This is a genomic window from Rhodospirillaceae bacterium, from assembly GCA_028819475.1.
Classification (GTDB): Bacteria; Pseudomonadota; Alphaproteobacteria; order Bin65; family Bin65; genus Bin65.
Map to the genome: position 1 here is coordinate 19,508 of JAPPLJ010000060.1, position 15,227 is coordinate 34,734.

Below are 15,227 nucleotides of genomic sequence, written 5' to 3' on the forward strand. Positions count from 1 at the left end.
GGTCGCCCGGCGCGCGCCCCGGACCAGGAACGGGGCGGCGCGCCGGGTGACGCTGCAGAAAGATCGTGCCGGCCGGAGCGCACGACCGGGATGCGATGACGACGGTTCTTTCTGCAACGCGGCTGTCCAAGGCGTTCGGCGCGATCCATGTCGCGGATCGCGTCAGCTTTTCGATAGACGAAGGCGAGATCCTCGGCGTCATCGGGCCGAACGGCGCGGGCAAAACCTCGTTGTTTGGCCTGATCTCCGGCAACATCCGGCCGGATTCCGGCTATGTCGAATTCGGCGGGAAGGACATCACCCGCTGGGCGCCGCAGGACCGCGCCCGCGCCGGCATCGCCCGGACCTACCAGATCCCCAAGCCTTTCACCCACATGACCGTCGCCGGCAACCTCAAGGTTGCGGCGATCTTCGGCGGCGGCGTGGCCGAGGACGAGGTCGAGGAATGGATCGACGGGGTTCTCGCGCAGACCCATCTCGCGCCGGCGCGCAATACGCTGGCCGGGCGGCTGCCGCTGCTCATGCGCAAGCGTCACGAGCTGGCCCGGGCGCTCGCCATGCGCCCGAAACTGCTGCTGGTCGATGAAGTCGCCGCCGGCCTGACCGACCACGAGGTCGGCGAATTCATCGACATGGTCGCGGGAATCCGCGCCGGCGGCGTGACCGTCCTGTGGATCGAGCATGTCATGAAGACGATGCTGACCGCGACCGACCGGCTGCTGGCGCTGGATTCCGGCCGCATCATCGCCCAGGGAAGGCCGGACGAGGTCATCAACTCGCCGGACGTCCGCCGTGTCTATCTCGGCGCCTGAGCATCCCGCGCTGCTGACCGTCAAGGGCCTCTCGGCCTACTACGGCGAGAGCCGCGCGCTCTACGGCGTCGGCTTCGCCGTCGAGAAGGGCACGATCCATTCCATCGTCGGCGCCAACGGGGCCGGCAAGTCGACCCTGCTGCGCGCCATCGTCGGCATGATGAACCGGGGGCGGGCGGCCCACACCGCCGGCAGCATCGAATTCAAGGGGCGCAGGATCGATGCGCTGCCGACCGAAGACATCGTCGGCATGGGCGTGACCATGGTGCCGGAGGGCCGGCGGCTCTTCGCCAGCATGTCGGTGGAGGAGAACCTGGTCTGCGGCGCCTTCCTGCCGCGCTGCCGGTCGGGGCTGGGCGAGACCCTGGAGGATGTCTACAGCCTGTTCCCGCGGCTCGCCGACCGGCGCCAGCAGCCGGTGTCCCAGATGTCCGGCGGCGAACAGCAGATGGTCGCGATCGGCCGGGCGCTCATGTCCTCGCCCGAGCTGATCCTGCTCGACGAGCTCTCGCTCGGGCTGGCGCCGATCGTGGTCGACCAGATCTACGAGCGGATCGCGGCGATCAACGTGCGCGGCGTCACCTGCATCGTGATCGAGCAGGATACCGAGCGCGCGATGCGGGTCGCCGGCGCGGTTTCCGTGCTGCTGGAAGGGCGCGTGGTGCTTGAGGGCGATCCCGAAGAACTGGGCCGCGACCGGGTCTCGGCGGCCTATTTCGGCATCGAGACCGCGGGGCAGGGCGGATGAACGAAGACCTGTACTGGACGTTCATCGACATCGCCAACGGGCTGCTGTCCGGCGTCATGCTCGGCGGCTATTACGGAATCATCGCGATCGGCCTGGCGCTCACCTTCGGCGTCATGCGCATGGTCAACCTGGCCCACGGCGACATGCTGGTGCTCGCCGCCTACCTGGCGGTGCTGGTGCTCCAGTTCGTGCCGATGTCGCCCTTCATCACGCTGGCGCTCGTGATCCCCGTGATGTTCGGGGTCGGCTATGCGCTGCAACGCTTCCTCCTGAACGCGATCTCGGTCCAGTCGATGGAGCGCAAGGGCATGTCCGCCGGCTTCGGCCTGATGTCGCCGATCCTGGTCACCTTCGGCCTGTCCATCGTCATCGCCCACGCGCTGCTCGGCGGCTTCGCGTCCGACGCGCGAATCATCCGCAACGCGCTCTCCTATTCGGCGGTGCGCCTGACCGAGGATCTGAACCTCTCGACCCTGCGGCTGATCTTCTTCGTGATCGCCGTGGCCATCCTGGTCGCGCTGCACCTGTTCCTCAGGCGGACCCATGCCGGCCGCGCGATCCGCGCCTCGGCGGACGATGCCGAGATCGCGCCGCTCATGGGCGTCGCCACGCCGAAGATCAACGCGCTGGCCAGCGGCATCGCCATCGCGATTGCCGGCGTCGCCGGGGTCATGGTCGGCATGTCGCGCACCTTCCAGCCGTTCGACGGGCCGGTCTTCCTGCTGGTCGCCTTCGGGGTGGTGATCGTCGGCGGGCTCGGCTCGATCGTCGGCAGTCTGGTCGGCGGCGTCCTGCTCGGCATCACCCAGGTGCTGGCGGGCACCTATTTCGGCCCGTCGGCGCAGCTCGTCGCCGGCTATATCCTGATCCTGTTCGTCCTGGCGGTCCGGCCCCAGGGCCTGTTCGCGCGGCGGCGCTAGGCGGCGGGCAGGGGCGGGCAGGCGGCGATGCTGGGCGGCTTCCTCGACCGATGGCTCACCGGCTGGCGCGCCCGGGCGCTGGTCGCCGCCGGGCTCGTCGTGCTGGTCGTGCTGCCGCCGCTCCTCGGGCCGAACAGCTATATCACGCAGCTGCTGCTGACCCTGTTCGTCTTCGCCGTGTTCGGCCATGCCTGGAACCTGCTGGCCGGCTATTGCGGGCTGCTCTCCTTCGGCAACCAGGTCTATGTCGGCATCGCCGGCTTCACCATGGCGATCCTGGTCTACTACGGCGGCGTCCATGTCTGGGTTGCCATGCCGATCGCCGGCCTGGTTTCCGCCGCCTTCGCCTTCCTGCTGGCAATCCCGGTGCGCACCAGCCTGATCGGCCCGGCGGTGCTCAGGCCGGTCGCCGTCGCGGTCGCCCTCTGGATCGGCTACGAAATCCTCGTCTACTACGATCCGTGGTGGGACGTGTTCGGCGATCCCTACGTCCGCCGGGTGATGATCCTGCTGCTCATTTTCCTCGGCGCGATGCCGCTGCTCACCCTGGAAGGCGCCTATTTTGCAGTCGCGACCTGGCTGATTGCGGCGGCGGTCGGCACCGTCTTCAACGAATGGAAGCTGGTCGGCGCCGGCGGCGGCATGCGCATCCCGTCCTCGGTCACGCTGGAGGAGATGTATTATGTCGGCCTGATCCTGCTGGTCTTCGCGACCTGGATCATCCGGGCCCTGCTGAACAGCCAGATCGGCCTGGCGCTCACCGCCGTGCGCGACGACGCCGAGGCGGCGGGGACCGTCGGCGTCGACGTCGCCAAGGTCAAGCTGCTCGCCTTCGTCCTGTCCGGGGCGCTCACCGGCCTCGCCGCCAGCCTCTATTTCGTCGATGCGGTGTCGCTGACGCCGCCGTCGGCCTTCACGGTTTTCTGGTCGGCCTATTTCGTCTTCGTCGCGGTCGCCGGCGGCATGGGCAGCCTGTCCGGCCCGATCGTCGGCGCGCTCATCTTCGTCGTCATCGACCGGCTGCTCTCCGGCTGGCTCGACCAGCCATTGCTCGTGCTCGGTCTGGCCTCGGTCATCGTGATCCTGGTGCTGCCGCGCGGCGTCGTCGGCGCGCTCGACGTGCTGCGCAGCGCGCGCGACGCCCGCTCGGCCTGGCGCGAACTGTTCGAGGCGACCGCGCTGGCCGACCTGATCGGCCGGCTCGGCCGCCATCGCCGCGCGCGCGACGGCAACGCGGTCGTCGCCGCCTTCCTGGTGCCCGGCACGCCGTTGCCGCTGCTACGGCCCGACGCGCCCGGCTGGAAAACCCTGCTCGATGGATACAGGGAAGCCGCCCGGTCGCTCGAAAAAGCGCGGCCCGACGTTCTCCTCGTCTACTCGACCCAGTGGATCGCGGTGCTCGACCAGCTCTGGCAGACCAGGCCGCGGGTGCGCGGCATCCATGTCGACGAGAACTGGCACGCCTTCGGCGACCTGGCCTACGACTTCGACATCGACGCCGAACTGGCCCAGGCCTGCATCGACCAGTCCGACGATGTCGGCGTGCGCTCCAAGCCGGTCAACTACGACCGCTTCCCCATCGATACCGGGACGATCGTCGCGGCGAACCTGCTCAATCCGGACTCGCGCCGGCCCCTCGTCCTGGCGTCGAACAACCTCTACCACGACGGCGCGCTGACCGGGCGGCTGGCGGCGCTTGCGGTACAATGCGCGGCCGAACAGGGCAAGCGGGTGGCGCTGATCGGCGTCGGCGGCCTTTCCGGCGCGGTGCACCGGCGCGAGATCGACCCGGCCGAGGACAGCTTCGCCGGCGACGCCGACGACCACTGGAACCGCCGCCTGCTCGACGCGCTGATCGCCGGCGACGTCTCGCAACTCCGCGCCCTGCTGCCGGACTATGCGGCCAACGCCCGGGGCGACATGGGCATGAAGCATCTGGAATGGCTGCTCGGCGGGGCCGGGCCGCAATGGCGCGGCGCCTACGTCCACGCCTACGGGCCGGTCTGGGGCAGCGGCGCGGCGGTGGTCGAACTGGCGCTCGACGACCGGCTCGCCCGGCGCGGCCGGGCGCGCGGCATTCCCGCCGAAGCCAAACGCCGGCTGACGGTAAGCGGCGATGCGCCGGAGTCTGCCGCAGAGCCGCCCCCGAAATCGTCAGTCCCGAAACCGTCAGCCCCGAATCCGTCAGTCGCCGCGCAGCCCGCCGCTCCCGGTCCGTCCCGCCGGGCTGCCGCGCCTGCCGCTGTAACAGCGCCGGCGTCGGCGGCCGCTTCGGGCGGCTTCCTGTACCGGAATTTCCGCACCCAGGCGGAGATCGACGCGCAATACGATGTCGAAGCCTCGGTCGAGGATTTCGGCGCCTGTGTCGAGTTCTTCCTGTCGAACAGCGAGCGGGTGCGCCGCAAGCTCAAGCCCGCGCTCGACATCGCCTACGGCCCGACCGCGGCCGAGCATCTCGACCTCTATCCGGCCCGGGCGCCGGATGCGCCGCTGCACCTGTTCATCCACGGCGGCTACTGGCATTCGCTGAGCAGCAAGGAATTCAGCTTCGTTGCCGAGGGGCTGGTCGAGGCCGGCGTCGCCGTCGCCGTCCTCAACTACGACCTCTGCCCGAACGTGACGATGACCGAGATCGTGCGCCAGAACCGGGCCGCCGTGAAATGGCTCTACGAGAACGCGGCGCGCCATAACTGCGACCCCGATCGGATCTCGGTCTCCGGCCATTCCGCCGGCGGCCATCTCACCGCCATGCTGATGGCGACCGACTGGGCCGGCGCCTGGGGCCTGCCGCCCGACGCCGTGAAAAGCGGCTGCGCGGTCTCCGGCCTGTTCGACCTCGCGCCCTTCGAACACAGCTGGCTCCAGCCCAAGCTGAAGCTGAACGCTGAGGAGATCGAACGCAACAGCCCGATCCGGCACATCCCGCAGTCCGCCGGGCCGCTGATCGTCACGCTCGGCGGCGACGAATCGGCGGAGTTCCACCGCCAGTCCCAGGATTTCCTCGCCGCCTGGACCCGCGCCGGCCTGCCGGGCGCCTATCTCGACCTGCCCGGCCTCAACCATTTCACCGTGCTCGAAGGCTACATGGACCGCCGCAGCCCCCTGTGCAGCGCCATCCTCCGCCAGATCGAGGAGACGCGGGTGGGGTAGGTGGCGGCGCGCCGATTTTCGGACCTGTTACCCATGTATCCGGTTAGCACCGTTTCTCCCCCCTCCCCTTGGGGGAGGGGGTCAGGGGGAGGGGTCAGCGGGCGCCTGTTGCAACGTCGGAACCGGACCTCCTTGCGGCGGCAGACAACCCCTCCCCTAGCCCCTCCCCCAAGGGGAGGGGGATTCGAGTCGCGGTTTCGCAATTCCACAGAGAAATTCCCGGAAAGGGAGAAGAACATTCCTGCCCCAACCCCTCACGCGCAGTATTCCGCCTTCGGGCCCATGTCCTGGTGGCGCAGGGTTTCGCGCAGCATCTGTTCGAGGAGTTCGGCCTTGACGCCCTGCGCCGCCGGGTCGTTCCACAGGTTGCGCAGCTCCAGCGGGTCTGCCTCGCGGTCGAACAGTTCGCCGAGCCGGTCGCCGTCCCAGAAAGTCAGGCGCCAGCGCCCGGTGACCAGGGTGCGCAGGCGCGTGTAGCGTTCGATGTTGGAATTGACCGGCAGATCCTCCTCCTCGACCAGGAGGGCGTCGCGCACCGGCGTGCCGTCCCTGGCCGCCGCCATCAGGTCGAAGCCGCGGTTGCCGTTGGGCGGCGCCAGACCGGCCCGGCCGAGCACTGTCGCGCCGATGTCGATCGAGCCGGAGAGCAGGTCGCTGCGCCCCCCAGTCCCGCCGGCCGCGCCGCCGTCCGGCTCGCTCCAGATGAAGGGCACGCGGATCAGCCCTTCGTAGTGGAAGCCGTGCTTCAGCATCAGGCCGTGGTCGCCCATCAGGTCGCCGTGATCCGTGGTGAAGATCAGCACCGTGTTGTCGGCCAGCCCGAGCGCATCGAGCCGGGCGACCAGGGCGCCGACTGCATCGTCGATCATCGAGATCATGCCGTAGGTCAGCGCGATCGATTCCCGGGCCTCGCGCGCCGAAAGGGCGTAGGGATGGACATGCTCGCGCCGGGCGACGCCGTCCTCAAGGTCGCGGTGGAACCTGCGCCACAGGGCCGACGGGTCGAGATGCTCCGCGCCGTGGGAGGCCGGCACGGGGATGTTGTCCGGGTCGTACATGTCCCAGTAGCGGCCCGGCGGGGTGAAGGGATGGTGCGGGTCGGTAAAGGAATATTGCAGGAAGAAGGGCCGGTCCGGCGTCCGCGCGAAGTCATCCAGCAGTTCGATCCCGGCCTCGCGGATATAGCTGGTGGAATAGAGCTCCTCCGGCATCCGCGTGCGCCAGGCCTGGGGCGCGGTGATCGTGCCGCGGTCGAGCGCGTTTTCCGGGCCACGCAGGGCGTCCGGGTCGTTCGTGCGCTGCAGCAGCCAGCGGGTATGGTGCCCCTGTGTGTCGTCGGCGTGGCGGATGACCAGGCGGACATCGTCGAAGCCGTAATAGGGCGACGGCATGGCCCGGTCCGGGTCGGCAATCCACAGGTCGTTCATCTCCGCGTCGTAGCCGGGGCCGGAGACCGGGCGGCGCAGGGATTCGGCGAGCGCCGCCGGCGGCGGCCGGCCGGGGGCAGGCGGCGGATAGTTCGATGCGTCGACGGGAATCGGCATCATGTTCTGGAGATGGCATTTGCCGGCGAGCGCGGTGCGGTAGCCGTCGGCGCGCAGCAGGTCGACGAAGGTCGTCGATTCGAGCGGCAGGGGCAGGCCGTTGGTCGGCACGCCGTTGGCGCTCGGCATTTTGCCGGTCATGATGGTCGCCCGGTTGGGCATGCAGATCGGGCTGGCCACATAGAAGCGGTCGAAGGCGAGCCCGCGCGCCGCGATCGAATCGATATGCGGCGTCCGGACGATGCCGTTGCCGTAGCAGCCCAGATGGTCGGCGCGCTGCTGGTCCGTCATGATCAGGACGAAATTGGGCCTGTCCGGGCGCGGCCTGTCGGGACTCGACCTATCGGACCGGGGCATGGCGGACCTTTCGCTGGGGCGGTGAGCGCGGCGGGCCGGGCGTCGCGCATCCTATCGCGGCGCTGCCCGCCACGCTATCGGCGCCGGAACGGCACGCGTTCAGAGGCCGAAGAAATCGGTCAGCCGGGCGTTGAAGATTTCGGGACATTCCCAGTGCAGGAAGCGGCCGGCGCCTTCGACCGGTTCCACCTGGCGGAAATTCCGCACGCCGCCGAGGCGCGCCGGGTCCTCGATGAAGGGGTCGGCGGTGCCGTTGATCCCCATGACCGGAATGTCCAGCGCTTCGAGCCGCGGAATGACGTCCGGAACCGAGGCCGCCATCTCCAGCATGCCGGTGCGGTATTCCTCGACCGGGTGGTTGGCGAGGAGCTGGATGACCGGCTCGCGGAACGGATGGCCCTCCGGCGGGATGACCTTGAAATACTTCGTGCCGCCGTGTTCGCGCAGGAAGGCGACCAGTCCGTCCCGGCTGCCGGCTTCGAGGGCGTCGGCGGCGGCCCGACCCGCAACCTGCCAGCGTTCCAGGTAGGACCGGGCCTCGTACAGCTCGCCCCAGGCGATCAGGGCGAGGCCGGACACGCGCTCCGGATGGTTGACGGCGAAGTTGGCGGCGATGGTGGTGCCGAAGGCGAGCGCGACCAGGAGCGGCCTTTCCAGCCCGAAATGCTCGACGAGGCCGAGCAGGTCGACGGTCTGGTTCTCGACCGAGAAGCCATAGTCCGTCATGCCGGTGCCGGCATGGCCGCGCCGGTCGTAGGCCAGGCAGGTGTAGCGGTCGGAGAAGGCCTCGATCTGCGGCGCCCAATAGTCGAGGCCGTGGATTTCGCCGTGGATGAACACGATGCCGGGGCCGTCGCCCTCGATCCGGCAATTGAAATCGCAGCCGTTGACGCGGATTTTTATTGCCTGAAGCTTTACAAATACTTGATCGCCGCAAACAACGCACCGGCAAGCGCGAGGCCGTAGAGCATCAGCCGCCGTTCGAGTTGTGCAACCGTGGCTTCCGGATCGACCTTGCTGACAAGTTCGCCTTGCCCGGCACGGATAGCCGTGGCGACGGCTTCGGCTTGGCGCATGTCCATGCCTGCGGCTTCCATTTTTCGGGCCGCGTCAAGGGTATCGAATGTTTGCGCCATGGCGCAAAGGTAGGTCCTAAAGGTCGCCGGCGTCAAGTTCGAGCGGCAGGGTCAGGCCGTCGGTCGGCACGCCATCGGCGCTTGGCATTTTGCCGGTCATGACGGTCGCCCGGTCGGGCGGGCATTTCGGTCTGGCGACATGGAAGCGGTCGAAGACCGGGCCAACCGCCCTACAGAATAATCGGGATACCGCGGTTCTCGCCTTCGGAATCGATCAGGTCGATGCGCTTGAAGGCGATGCGGTAGCTGCCGTTCTCCGGAACGAGCCGGTGGGTGCAGCGCCCGGCGAACAGGCGGGTGCGGCCCTGCCGGTATTCGGCGACCGTCTGGTTCGAACGCACGACGATCCGGCCGTCATCCGGTTCGGCTTCGACGGCGACGTTGGCGATCATATGGACGGTGCGGGACGGCGGCGCCTGGGCGTGGACCCGCGGATGGCCGAGCCGGCGCACCCGGGTTTCGAGCAGCTTGCGGTCGTCGTAGATCAGGGAAACCGTGTGCTGCGGATCGGCCTGGCCTTCCTCCAGCGGCACCCAGTAGCGGCAATCGTCGGTGTAGAGGGCGAGCCACGCCTCGAAGTCGCGCCTGTCGATCAGGTCGGCCTCATGGATCAGGAAGGCTTCGACTGCCGCCCTGTCGGAAGCGGGGTCGAGGGCCGAGGCCGGCACGGAGCTGCCGCTCATTCCGCCGCCACGGCCATGTCCGCGGCATCGGCGGCGCCGGCCCCGGTCATGTAGCCTGCCCAGGCGCGGAACTGATTGCGCACGGCGATCTCGCTGGTCCCGGTGCCGCCGCGGTCGAGGCCGTTATCGCCGTCGCGCACGTCGCGGCCGAAGCCGCGGCCGGTGTCGACCCATTCGTTGCCGTCGGCGCCGAGGCCGGTCTGGAGCCGCTCGTATACTTCCAGGTCGTCGGTCAGCACCGGCGAGCCGGTGCCGTTGACCATGTTGGCGAAGGCGACCGCCCGGCGGAACATCGCTTCCGGCGCGCCCTTCAGGCGGAAGACGTAGGTATCGAGGACCGTGCGGCCGGCGGCGAGCGGCCGGACGATGCGCAGCTGGCCGAACTGGCTCATGAAGGAGACGTTGGGGAAGACGATGGAGTTCCAGCGCGTGACCGACAGGATTTCCCGCGCCCGTTCCGGCCCGTAGGCCGCCTCCATCCGCTTCTGGTATTCGACATGAACCGGGTCGTCCGACGCCGCGACCAGCTTCTCGTCGTCGTGATAGTCGGCCATGTAGCCGTGGCCGCCGCCGGCGACCCAGAGGCCGATGCCTTCCCACAATTCGTTGGGCGCGCCGTTCTGGCGCATCTGGCGCACGCCGACCTCGCCGGCCCCGTCGGTCGGGCTGCCGTCGTCCTGCTCGTTGGCGGCGGCGATCGAGGAGGCGTGGACGTAGCGCGGATGGATCGTGTCCAGATGGTTCTCCAGCACGAATTTCCAGTTGCCGTCATAGGCGTGGCGCGAGACGCCGCCGGCGACCTCGACTTCGCCCTCCGGCGCCCGGTCGACCAGGTCGTCGAAGGAGGAGATCAGCGGGCCGAGAAAATCGCGCAGCGACGGGCCGTCCGCGGCCAGGCTGGCGAAGACGAAGCCGCGATACACTTCGGTCCGCGGCACTTCGGCGAGGCCCAGGCGACGCTGCGGGCTGCGCTCCTCGGCATAGCCCTCCGGCGACGGCACGGCGAGCAAGGCGCCGTCCAGGCCGTAGGTCCAGCCGTGATAGGGGCAGACGAACTGCGTGACCGTGCCCTTCGCGGCGCTGCACACGGTCGACCCGCGATGGGCGCAGCGGTTGAACAGCACCGCCACGCCGCCGTCGCGCTGGCGCACCATGAGGACCGGCTGGCGGCCCATCTGCGTCGTCACGAAATCGCCCGCGCGCGGGACCTGGCTGTCATGGCCGAGCAGCAGCCAGGCCCGGCCGAAGATCCGTTCCATCTCCAGGTCGAAGATGCCCGGATCGGTGTAGGCGTCCCGGTGCACCCGGCCGGGCTGCACCAGCTCCGCAATCCGCTCGGTCGTCCACATGGCGCCCTCGTTCGTTCAGCCTGGCAAAGGTTACACCGCAGGGCGGGGCAGCGGAAGCCGGCCCTCCTACTGCCCGTCCGACGCGCTTTTTCCGCTCCGTCGGGCGGGGGTGCCACGGACTGCGCGGGCTCGAACCTGTGTAGGGGAGGGTTTCAAACCCTCCCCTACGGACTCTCCGCCCGGATCGGAGTCCGGCGCGCGATCGGTGCGGCCCGCCGGCCTGCTCAGAACAGCGGCCCCTTGTTCACCATGCCGCCGTCGACGGTCACGATCGTGCCGGTGGTGTAGCTCGACAGGTCGCTCGCCAGGAACACGGCCATGTCGGCGATTTCTTCGACCGTGGCGGCGCGGCCCCAGGCGAAGGGCGCGAAATATTCGGAATAGCGGTCTTCGTCGCCCCAGGCGTCGCGCGCCGCCTTGCGCATCATGCCGACGAGCTTTTCCGTCGCCACCGGGCCGGGATTGAGGCCGACGACGCGCACGCCGTCCTTCGGCCCGCCGCCGCCGAGCGCGCGGGTGAAGGCCATCAGGGCGGCGTTGGCCGTGCTGCCGCAGATATAGTCGGCGACCGGTTTCTCGCCGCCGTTGCCGATGATGTTGACGATCACGCCGCCGCCGCGCGCCTTCATCGCGGCGTAATAATGGCGGCACAGGTTGATCGTGCTGAAGACCTTGAGGTCCCAGACCGCGCGCCATTGCGGCTCGAGGATCTCGTCGATCCGGCCCTTCGGGATCGCGCCGGCGGAGTTGATAAGGATGTCGGCGTCCGGGCAGGCTTCGGCGAGCACGGCCTGGCCTTCGCTCGTCGAGAGGTCGCGCGGATGGCAGGTGACCGACACGGAATGCGCCGCCTCGATCTCCGCCTTCAGACCGTCGAGCCGCGCCGCGGTGCGCGCGGATATGTGCAGATCGACGCCTTCGGCCGCCAGCCGTTCGGCGATCGCCCGGCCGATGCCTTCGGACGCCCCGGTGACGACCGCCGTCCTCCCGGCAAGGTTGGTTTCCAGCGCCATGGGATCCTCCCGCCAGTTGAAATTCATTGCCTGCGATGGACCGGCGCCAGCATTCCGATTGTCGAGCGAAAGGCAAGAGGGGAGGCGGATGGGCACGGGCTGCGCGCGCCGGCGATCCCGCCGCGTCAGCCCGCGGATTTCTCGATCAGCCGCTTCAGTTCGCGGATTTCGCTTTCGTGGCCGGATCTGAGGCCGCTCCAGCGGGCGTCGTCCATGCCCGCCTGGCGCCACGCGATCAGGGAGACGACGCAGGTCCCGGGATCGCATTCCAGAACGTTTCCCGGCACCACGCGGATCATGATCCGGGGGACCAGTGAGTCGCGGTCGGGGCCGAGATGGAACAGGATCGTGCCGCGCTCCGGGTCGGCGTCGATAAGGCCCCAAATCGGCGCGCCGGTCTCCGGGAAGGCGCCTTCGACCGTGCCGTCCGGATGGACCGTGGCGTCGCCCAGGCCGACCGCCCAGGAGGCGAGATTCTCCGGCGCCAGCAGGAACGCCATCGCGTCCGCGGCCGGGCGGTCGACGGCGGCCGAGCAGATATGGGCCCATCGGTCTTCCATCGCACACGCTTTCCGTCAGAAGCCGAGCAGCCGGGGCAGCCACAGGCTCAGGCCCGGCACATAGGTGACGAGCACGAGCGCGGCCAGGCTGACCAGCAGGAAGGGCCAGGTTTCGCGCAGCAGCGCCGGCAGGCCGCAGCCGGCGATCCGCTCCGCCGCGAACAGGCAGACGCCGAGCGGCGGGGTCAGCAGGCCGATATTCAGGTTCAGGATGGCGATGGCGCCGAAATGGACCGGGTCGACGCCCGCCGCCGTGGCCGCGGTGGCGAGGATCGGCACGAACAGGATGATCGCGGCCACCGGGTCGATGAACATGCCGAGCAGCAGCATAATGAGGTTGAGCGCGATCAGCAGCAGCGCCGGCGGCAGGGCAAGCTCGCGCACCGTGTTCTCGAGCAGGGCCGGCACATTCTCCATCCCCATCACCCAGGTGAAGATCGCGCCGCAGCCGACGATGATCAGGAGCTGGGCGGAAAACACCGCCGAACGGTCGAGCACTGACAGGAACTGGCGCAGGCCCAGGGTGCGGTAGAGGAACGCCGCGATCAGCAGGGCATAGAAGGCGGCGAGCCCGCCCGCCTCGGTCGGGGTCATGATGCCGCCCAGGATGCCGGCCAGGATGATTCCGGGGATCATCAGCGGCGGGAAGGCGCGGCCTGCCGACCGGGCGACCGCCGGCAGGCTGCGGTCCATCGCGACGGCGGCGTGGCCCCGCCGGCGCGCCTGGAACCCGACCAGCGCCATCTGGCACAAGCCGATCGTCAGGCCCGGCACGATGCAGGCGGCGAACAGGGCGCCGATGGAGATGCCGGTCATCGAGCCGTAGATGACGACGATCAGCGACGGCGGCACCATGGGGCCGATGATGGAGGAGGACGCGGTGACCGCGGCGGCGTAGGCGGCGGAATAGCCGCTCCGGCTCATCGACGGGATGAAGACCTTGCCCAGCGCTGCGATGTCGCCCAGTGCGACGCCGGTGATGCCGGAGAACAGGATCGACGCGCCGATATTGACCTGGGCCAGCCCGCCGCGCATCCAGCCGAACAGCACGTTGGCGAAGGCGATCAGCCGGTCGGTGATCCGGCTTTCGTTGATCAGTTCGCCGGCCAGGATGAACAGCGGGATCGCCATCAGCACGAACACGTCGATGCCCTGGAAGATCCGCTCCGGCAGAACCGGCAGAAAGGCCGTCTGGCCGCTCGCCACGAGCCACAGGAGCGACGCGGCGACCATCGTCCAGGCGACCGGCAGGCCCGCGAACAGGAGGAACAGGAACGACGCCAGGAACAGGCCGAGCGAGAGGCTCACCCGGCATCCTTCCACGGCCGGCCGGACCAGGACTGCCACAGGCGGACGATCAGAAAGACCAGTCCCAGGCCGAAGGCGACCGGCAGGGCCGCGTAGGGATATTGCAGCGAGACCTGCAGCCCATCGCTGGTCTGCCCGCCGGCGAAATCGACGGTGCGCACCGCAGCGAAGGTGAGGATCAGCAGCAGGGCGACGGTCAGCAGGTCGAGCGTTCGCATCCAGTACCAGCGCGCGCCGGGCCGCAGCAGGTCGGGAACGAAAGTCACCCGGATATGGCCGTCGGTCCGGATCGAGACCGCCACGCCCGCCAGCACCGACCAGACGAGCGCGTAGCGGGCCATCTCCTCGGTAAAGAAGGGCGTGACGCCGAAGCCGTAGCGCATGGCGACCTGCGCGACGATCAGCGCGAACAGCAGCAACAGCGCCGTCGCGCCGATGGTCCGCAGCAGCCGTTCCAGCCAGCCGGTCATGGAACCACGGTCAGGGCCGGGCGCCCGGCCGGCGGCTCGGCGTGGTCCGGAACGCTATTTGGACAGCCGGGCCACCTCGGCGATGATCTCGTCGACCAGCGCCGGCGTGTCGACATTCTTTTTCAGCCACGCGATCGCCGCCGGCCGCACGCGGTCCGCGAACGCCTGCTTCATCTCCCGTGTGAAGGGGATGACGGTGACGCCGCGTTCCTTCGCCATCGCGATATTTTTCGCTTCGGCGTCCCGCGACGCCTTGCGGTTGTAGGCGATGGCCTTCTTGCCCGCGGCCAGCACGACCGCCTTGTGCTTGTCCGACAGCTTGGCGAACCAGCGGTCGTTGATGCCGAGCGGCCCGAAGGCATAGATGTGGCCGTCCAGCATCAGGAATTTCTGAACCTCATGCAGCTTGATCAGGTTGAACACCCAGACGGCGTTGTCCTGCCCGTCGACCACGCCGGTCTTGAGCGAGGTGTAGAGTTCCGGGAAGGCGATGGGCGTCGCCGAGCCGCCGAGGGTCAGCACCGGAATGCCGAAGATCGGCGCCATGACGCGCATCTTCAGGCCCTTCATGTCGTCCGGTTTGCGGATCGCCCTGTTCGCGCTGTAATGCTTGAAGCCGCCGGATTCCCACCAGCCGAGGACGCGGATGCCGGTCTTTTTGCGGATATCCTCGGCCATCTTCGTGCCGACCGGACCGTCGAGCAGCTTCCAGGCCGTTTGTTCGTCCGGGAACAGGTAGGGCATCGAGAGGATCTGGATGTCCTTGTAGATCGAGGCGTAGTTGCCGTCGGACGCATCGGACATCTGGATGATGCCGTGGCGGACCTGGTTCAGCCGTTCGTTGGGCTTGCCGAGCGCGCCGCCGTAGACGATCTCCATCTTGATCGCGCCGCCCGAGCCTTTCTCCACTTCCGCCTCGAAAAGCTCGAACATGCCGTTGACCGGCTCCGCGCCCGGGAAGCCCTTCTTGAGCATGAGGCCGGCCTTGATGTCCGCCGCCGAAGCGGGCGCGCCGATTCCGGCCGTCAATACGGCGGTTGCGGCCAGGGCTGCCGCCGCCTTCAGAATACTCCTCATCGTACGTCTCCGTTGACGCCTTGCCAGGGAACAGGCGTATACAATCGGCCGATCGTCGCGGTTCGGCAAGGTGCTTCGGCATGACCAATAACATCCGGCA

The 15,227-nt window shown here is 68.6% G+C and carries 14 protein-coding genes and 2 pseudogenes; 6 read left to right on the plus strand and 10 right to left on the minus strand.

The features are described from left to right. Window positions 1-65 precede the first annotated feature (65 nt). The 6 genes and pseudogenes from OXM58_17835 to OXM58_17860 all read left to right on the plus strand — a co-directional run bounded on the left by OXM58_17835 (window position 66) and on the right by OXM58_17860 (window position 5,630). Window positions 66-812: an ABC transporter ATP-binding protein gene (locus tag OXM58_17835; protein ID MDE0150222.1), complete on the plus strand. Its 747-nt coding sequence runs from the start codon at window positions 66-68 to the stop codon at window positions 810-812. Continuing rightward, complete coding sequence (locus OXM58_17840) at window positions 793-1,560, plus strand: ABC transporter ATP-binding protein (protein MDE0150223.1); 768 nt, start codon at window positions 793-795, stop codon at window positions 1,558-1,560. Before OXM58_17835 ends, OXM58_17840 begins: the two co-directional genes overlap by 20 nt. Next, window positions 1,557-2,480, plus strand: coding sequence for a branched-chain amino acid ABC transporter permease (locus tag OXM58_17845; protein MDE0150224.1), 924 nt, complete (start codon window positions 1,557-1,559; stop codon window positions 2,478-2,480). The genes OXM58_17840 and OXM58_17845 overlap by 4 nt, the downstream gene beginning before the upstream one ends. A gap of 27 nt (window positions 2,481-2,507) precedes the next feature. Beyond that, window positions 2,508-3,557, plus strand: a pseudogene (locus OXM58_17850) (branched-chain amino acid ABC transporter permease). A 114-nt stretch (window positions 3,558-3,671) separates the two neighbouring features. Further along, window positions 3,672-4,520 (plus strand): annotated as a pseudogene (locus tag OXM58_17855) (hypothetical protein). A gap of 354 nt (window positions 4,521-4,874) precedes the next feature. Then, complete coding sequence (locus OXM58_17860) at window positions 4,875-5,630, plus strand: alpha/beta hydrolase (GenBank protein MDE0150225.1); 756 nt, start codon at window positions 4,875-4,877, stop codon at window positions 5,628-5,630. Between the two features lie 254 nt (window positions 5,631-5,884). Here OXM58_17860 and OXM58_17865 read toward each other — a convergent pair whose 3' ends face one another. The 10 genes from OXM58_17865 to OXM58_17910 all read right to left on the minus strand — a co-directional run bounded on the left by OXM58_17865 (window position 5,885) and on the right by OXM58_17910 (window position 15,127). After that, the gene (locus OXM58_17865) at window positions 5,885-7,531 is read right to left on the minus strand and encodes a sulfatase-like hydrolase/transferase (GenBank protein ID MDE0150226.1); all 1,647 of its coding nucleotides are present in this window, start codon (window positions 7,529-7,531) and stop codon (window positions 5,885-5,887) included. A gap of 99 nt (window positions 7,532-7,630) precedes the next feature. Next, window positions 7,631-8,371, minus strand: coding sequence for an alpha/beta hydrolase (locus OXM58_17870; GenBank protein MDE0150227.1), 741 nt, complete (start codon window positions 8,369-8,371; stop codon window positions 7,631-7,633). A gap of 74 nt (window positions 8,372-8,445) precedes the next feature. Then, complete coding sequence (locus tag OXM58_17875; protein ID MDE0150228.1) at window positions 8,446-8,667, minus strand: hypothetical protein; 222 nt, start codon at window positions 8,665-8,667, stop codon at window positions 8,446-8,448. Between the two features lie 170 nt (window positions 8,668-8,837). Beyond that, on the minus strand, window positions 8,838-9,350 hold the full coding sequence (locus OXM58_17880) for an aromatic-ring-hydroxylating dioxygenase subunit beta (GenBank protein MDE0150229.1): 513 nt from the start codon (window positions 9,348-9,350) through the stop codon (window positions 8,838-8,840). Then, window positions 9,347-10,699, minus strand: a complete 1,353-nt coding sequence (locus OXM58_17885; GenBank protein ID MDE0150230.1) for a Rieske 2Fe-2S domain-containing protein — start codon at window positions 10,697-10,699, stop codon at window positions 9,347-9,349. The genes OXM58_17880 and OXM58_17885 overlap by 4 nt, the downstream gene beginning before the upstream one ends. Window positions 10,700-10,923: 224 nt before the next feature. Next, the gene (locus OXM58_17890; protein ID MDE0150231.1) at window positions 10,924-11,712 is read right to left on the minus strand and encodes a short-chain dehydrogenase/reductase; all 789 of its coding nucleotides are present in this window, start codon (window positions 11,710-11,712) and stop codon (window positions 10,924-10,926) included. 125 nt (window positions 11,713-11,837) lie between these two features. Further along, entirely contained in the window at window positions 11,838-12,272 is a 435-nt protein-coding gene (locus tag OXM58_17895) for a hypothetical protein (GenBank protein MDE0150232.1), read from the minus strand. Window positions 12,273-12,287: 15 nt separating this feature from the next. Then, the gene (locus tag OXM58_17900; protein MDE0150233.1) at window positions 12,288-13,580 is read right to left on the minus strand and encodes a TRAP transporter large permease; all 1,293 of its coding nucleotides are present in this window, start codon (window positions 13,578-13,580) and stop codon (window positions 12,288-12,290) included. Next, window positions 13,577-14,050 (minus strand): TRAP transporter small permease subunit, encoded by a 474-nt coding sequence (locus OXM58_17905; protein MDE0150234.1) that lies wholly within the window; start codon window positions 14,048-14,050, stop codon window positions 13,577-13,579. Before OXM58_17905 ends, OXM58_17900 begins: the two co-directional genes overlap by 4 nt. A 54-nt stretch (window positions 14,051-14,104) precedes the next feature. Further along, entirely contained in the window at window positions 14,105-15,127 is a 1,023-nt protein-coding gene (locus OXM58_17910) for a TRAP transporter substrate-binding protein (protein ID MDE0150235.1), read from the minus strand. Window positions 15,128-15,227: the final 100 nt, after the last annotated feature.

Excerpts from the sequence above, each read along its gene's own strand:
- OXM58_17845 (MDE0150224.1), top strand. The coding sequence starts at position 1,557 with ATGAACGAAGACCTGTACTGGACGTTCATCGACATCGCCAACGGGCTG.
- OXM58_17865 (MDE0150226.1), bottom strand. The coding sequence starts at position 7,531 with ATGCCCCGGTCCGATAGGTCGAGTCCCGACAGGCCGCGCCCGGACAGG.
- OXM58_17875 (MDE0150228.1), bottom strand. The coding sequence starts at position 8,667 with ATGGCGCAAACATTCGATACCCTTGACGCGGCCCGAAAAATGGAAGCC.
- OXM58_17880 (MDE0150229.1), bottom strand. The coding sequence starts at position 9,350 with ATGAGCGGCAGCTCCGTGCCGGCCTCGGCCCTCGACCCCGCTTCCGAC.
- OXM58_17885 (MDE0150230.1), bottom strand. The coding sequence starts at position 10,699 with ATGTGGACGACCGAGCGGATTGCGGAGCTGGTGCAGCCCGGCCGGGTG.
- OXM58_17890 (MDE0150231.1), bottom strand. The coding sequence starts at position 11,712 with ATGGCGCTGGAAACCAACCTTGCCGGGAGGACGGCGGTCGTCACCGGG.
- OXM58_17895 (MDE0150232.1), bottom strand. The coding sequence starts at position 12,272 with ATGGAAGACCGATGGGCCCATATCTGCTCGGCCGCCGTCGACCGCCCG.
- OXM58_17905 (MDE0150234.1), bottom strand. The coding sequence starts at position 14,050 with ATGACCGGCTGGCTGGAACGGCTGCTGCGGACCATCGGCGCGACGGCG.
- OXM58_17910 (MDE0150235.1), bottom strand. The coding sequence starts at position 15,127 with ATGAGGAGTATTCTGAAGGCGGCGGCAGCCCTGGCCGCAACCGCCGTA.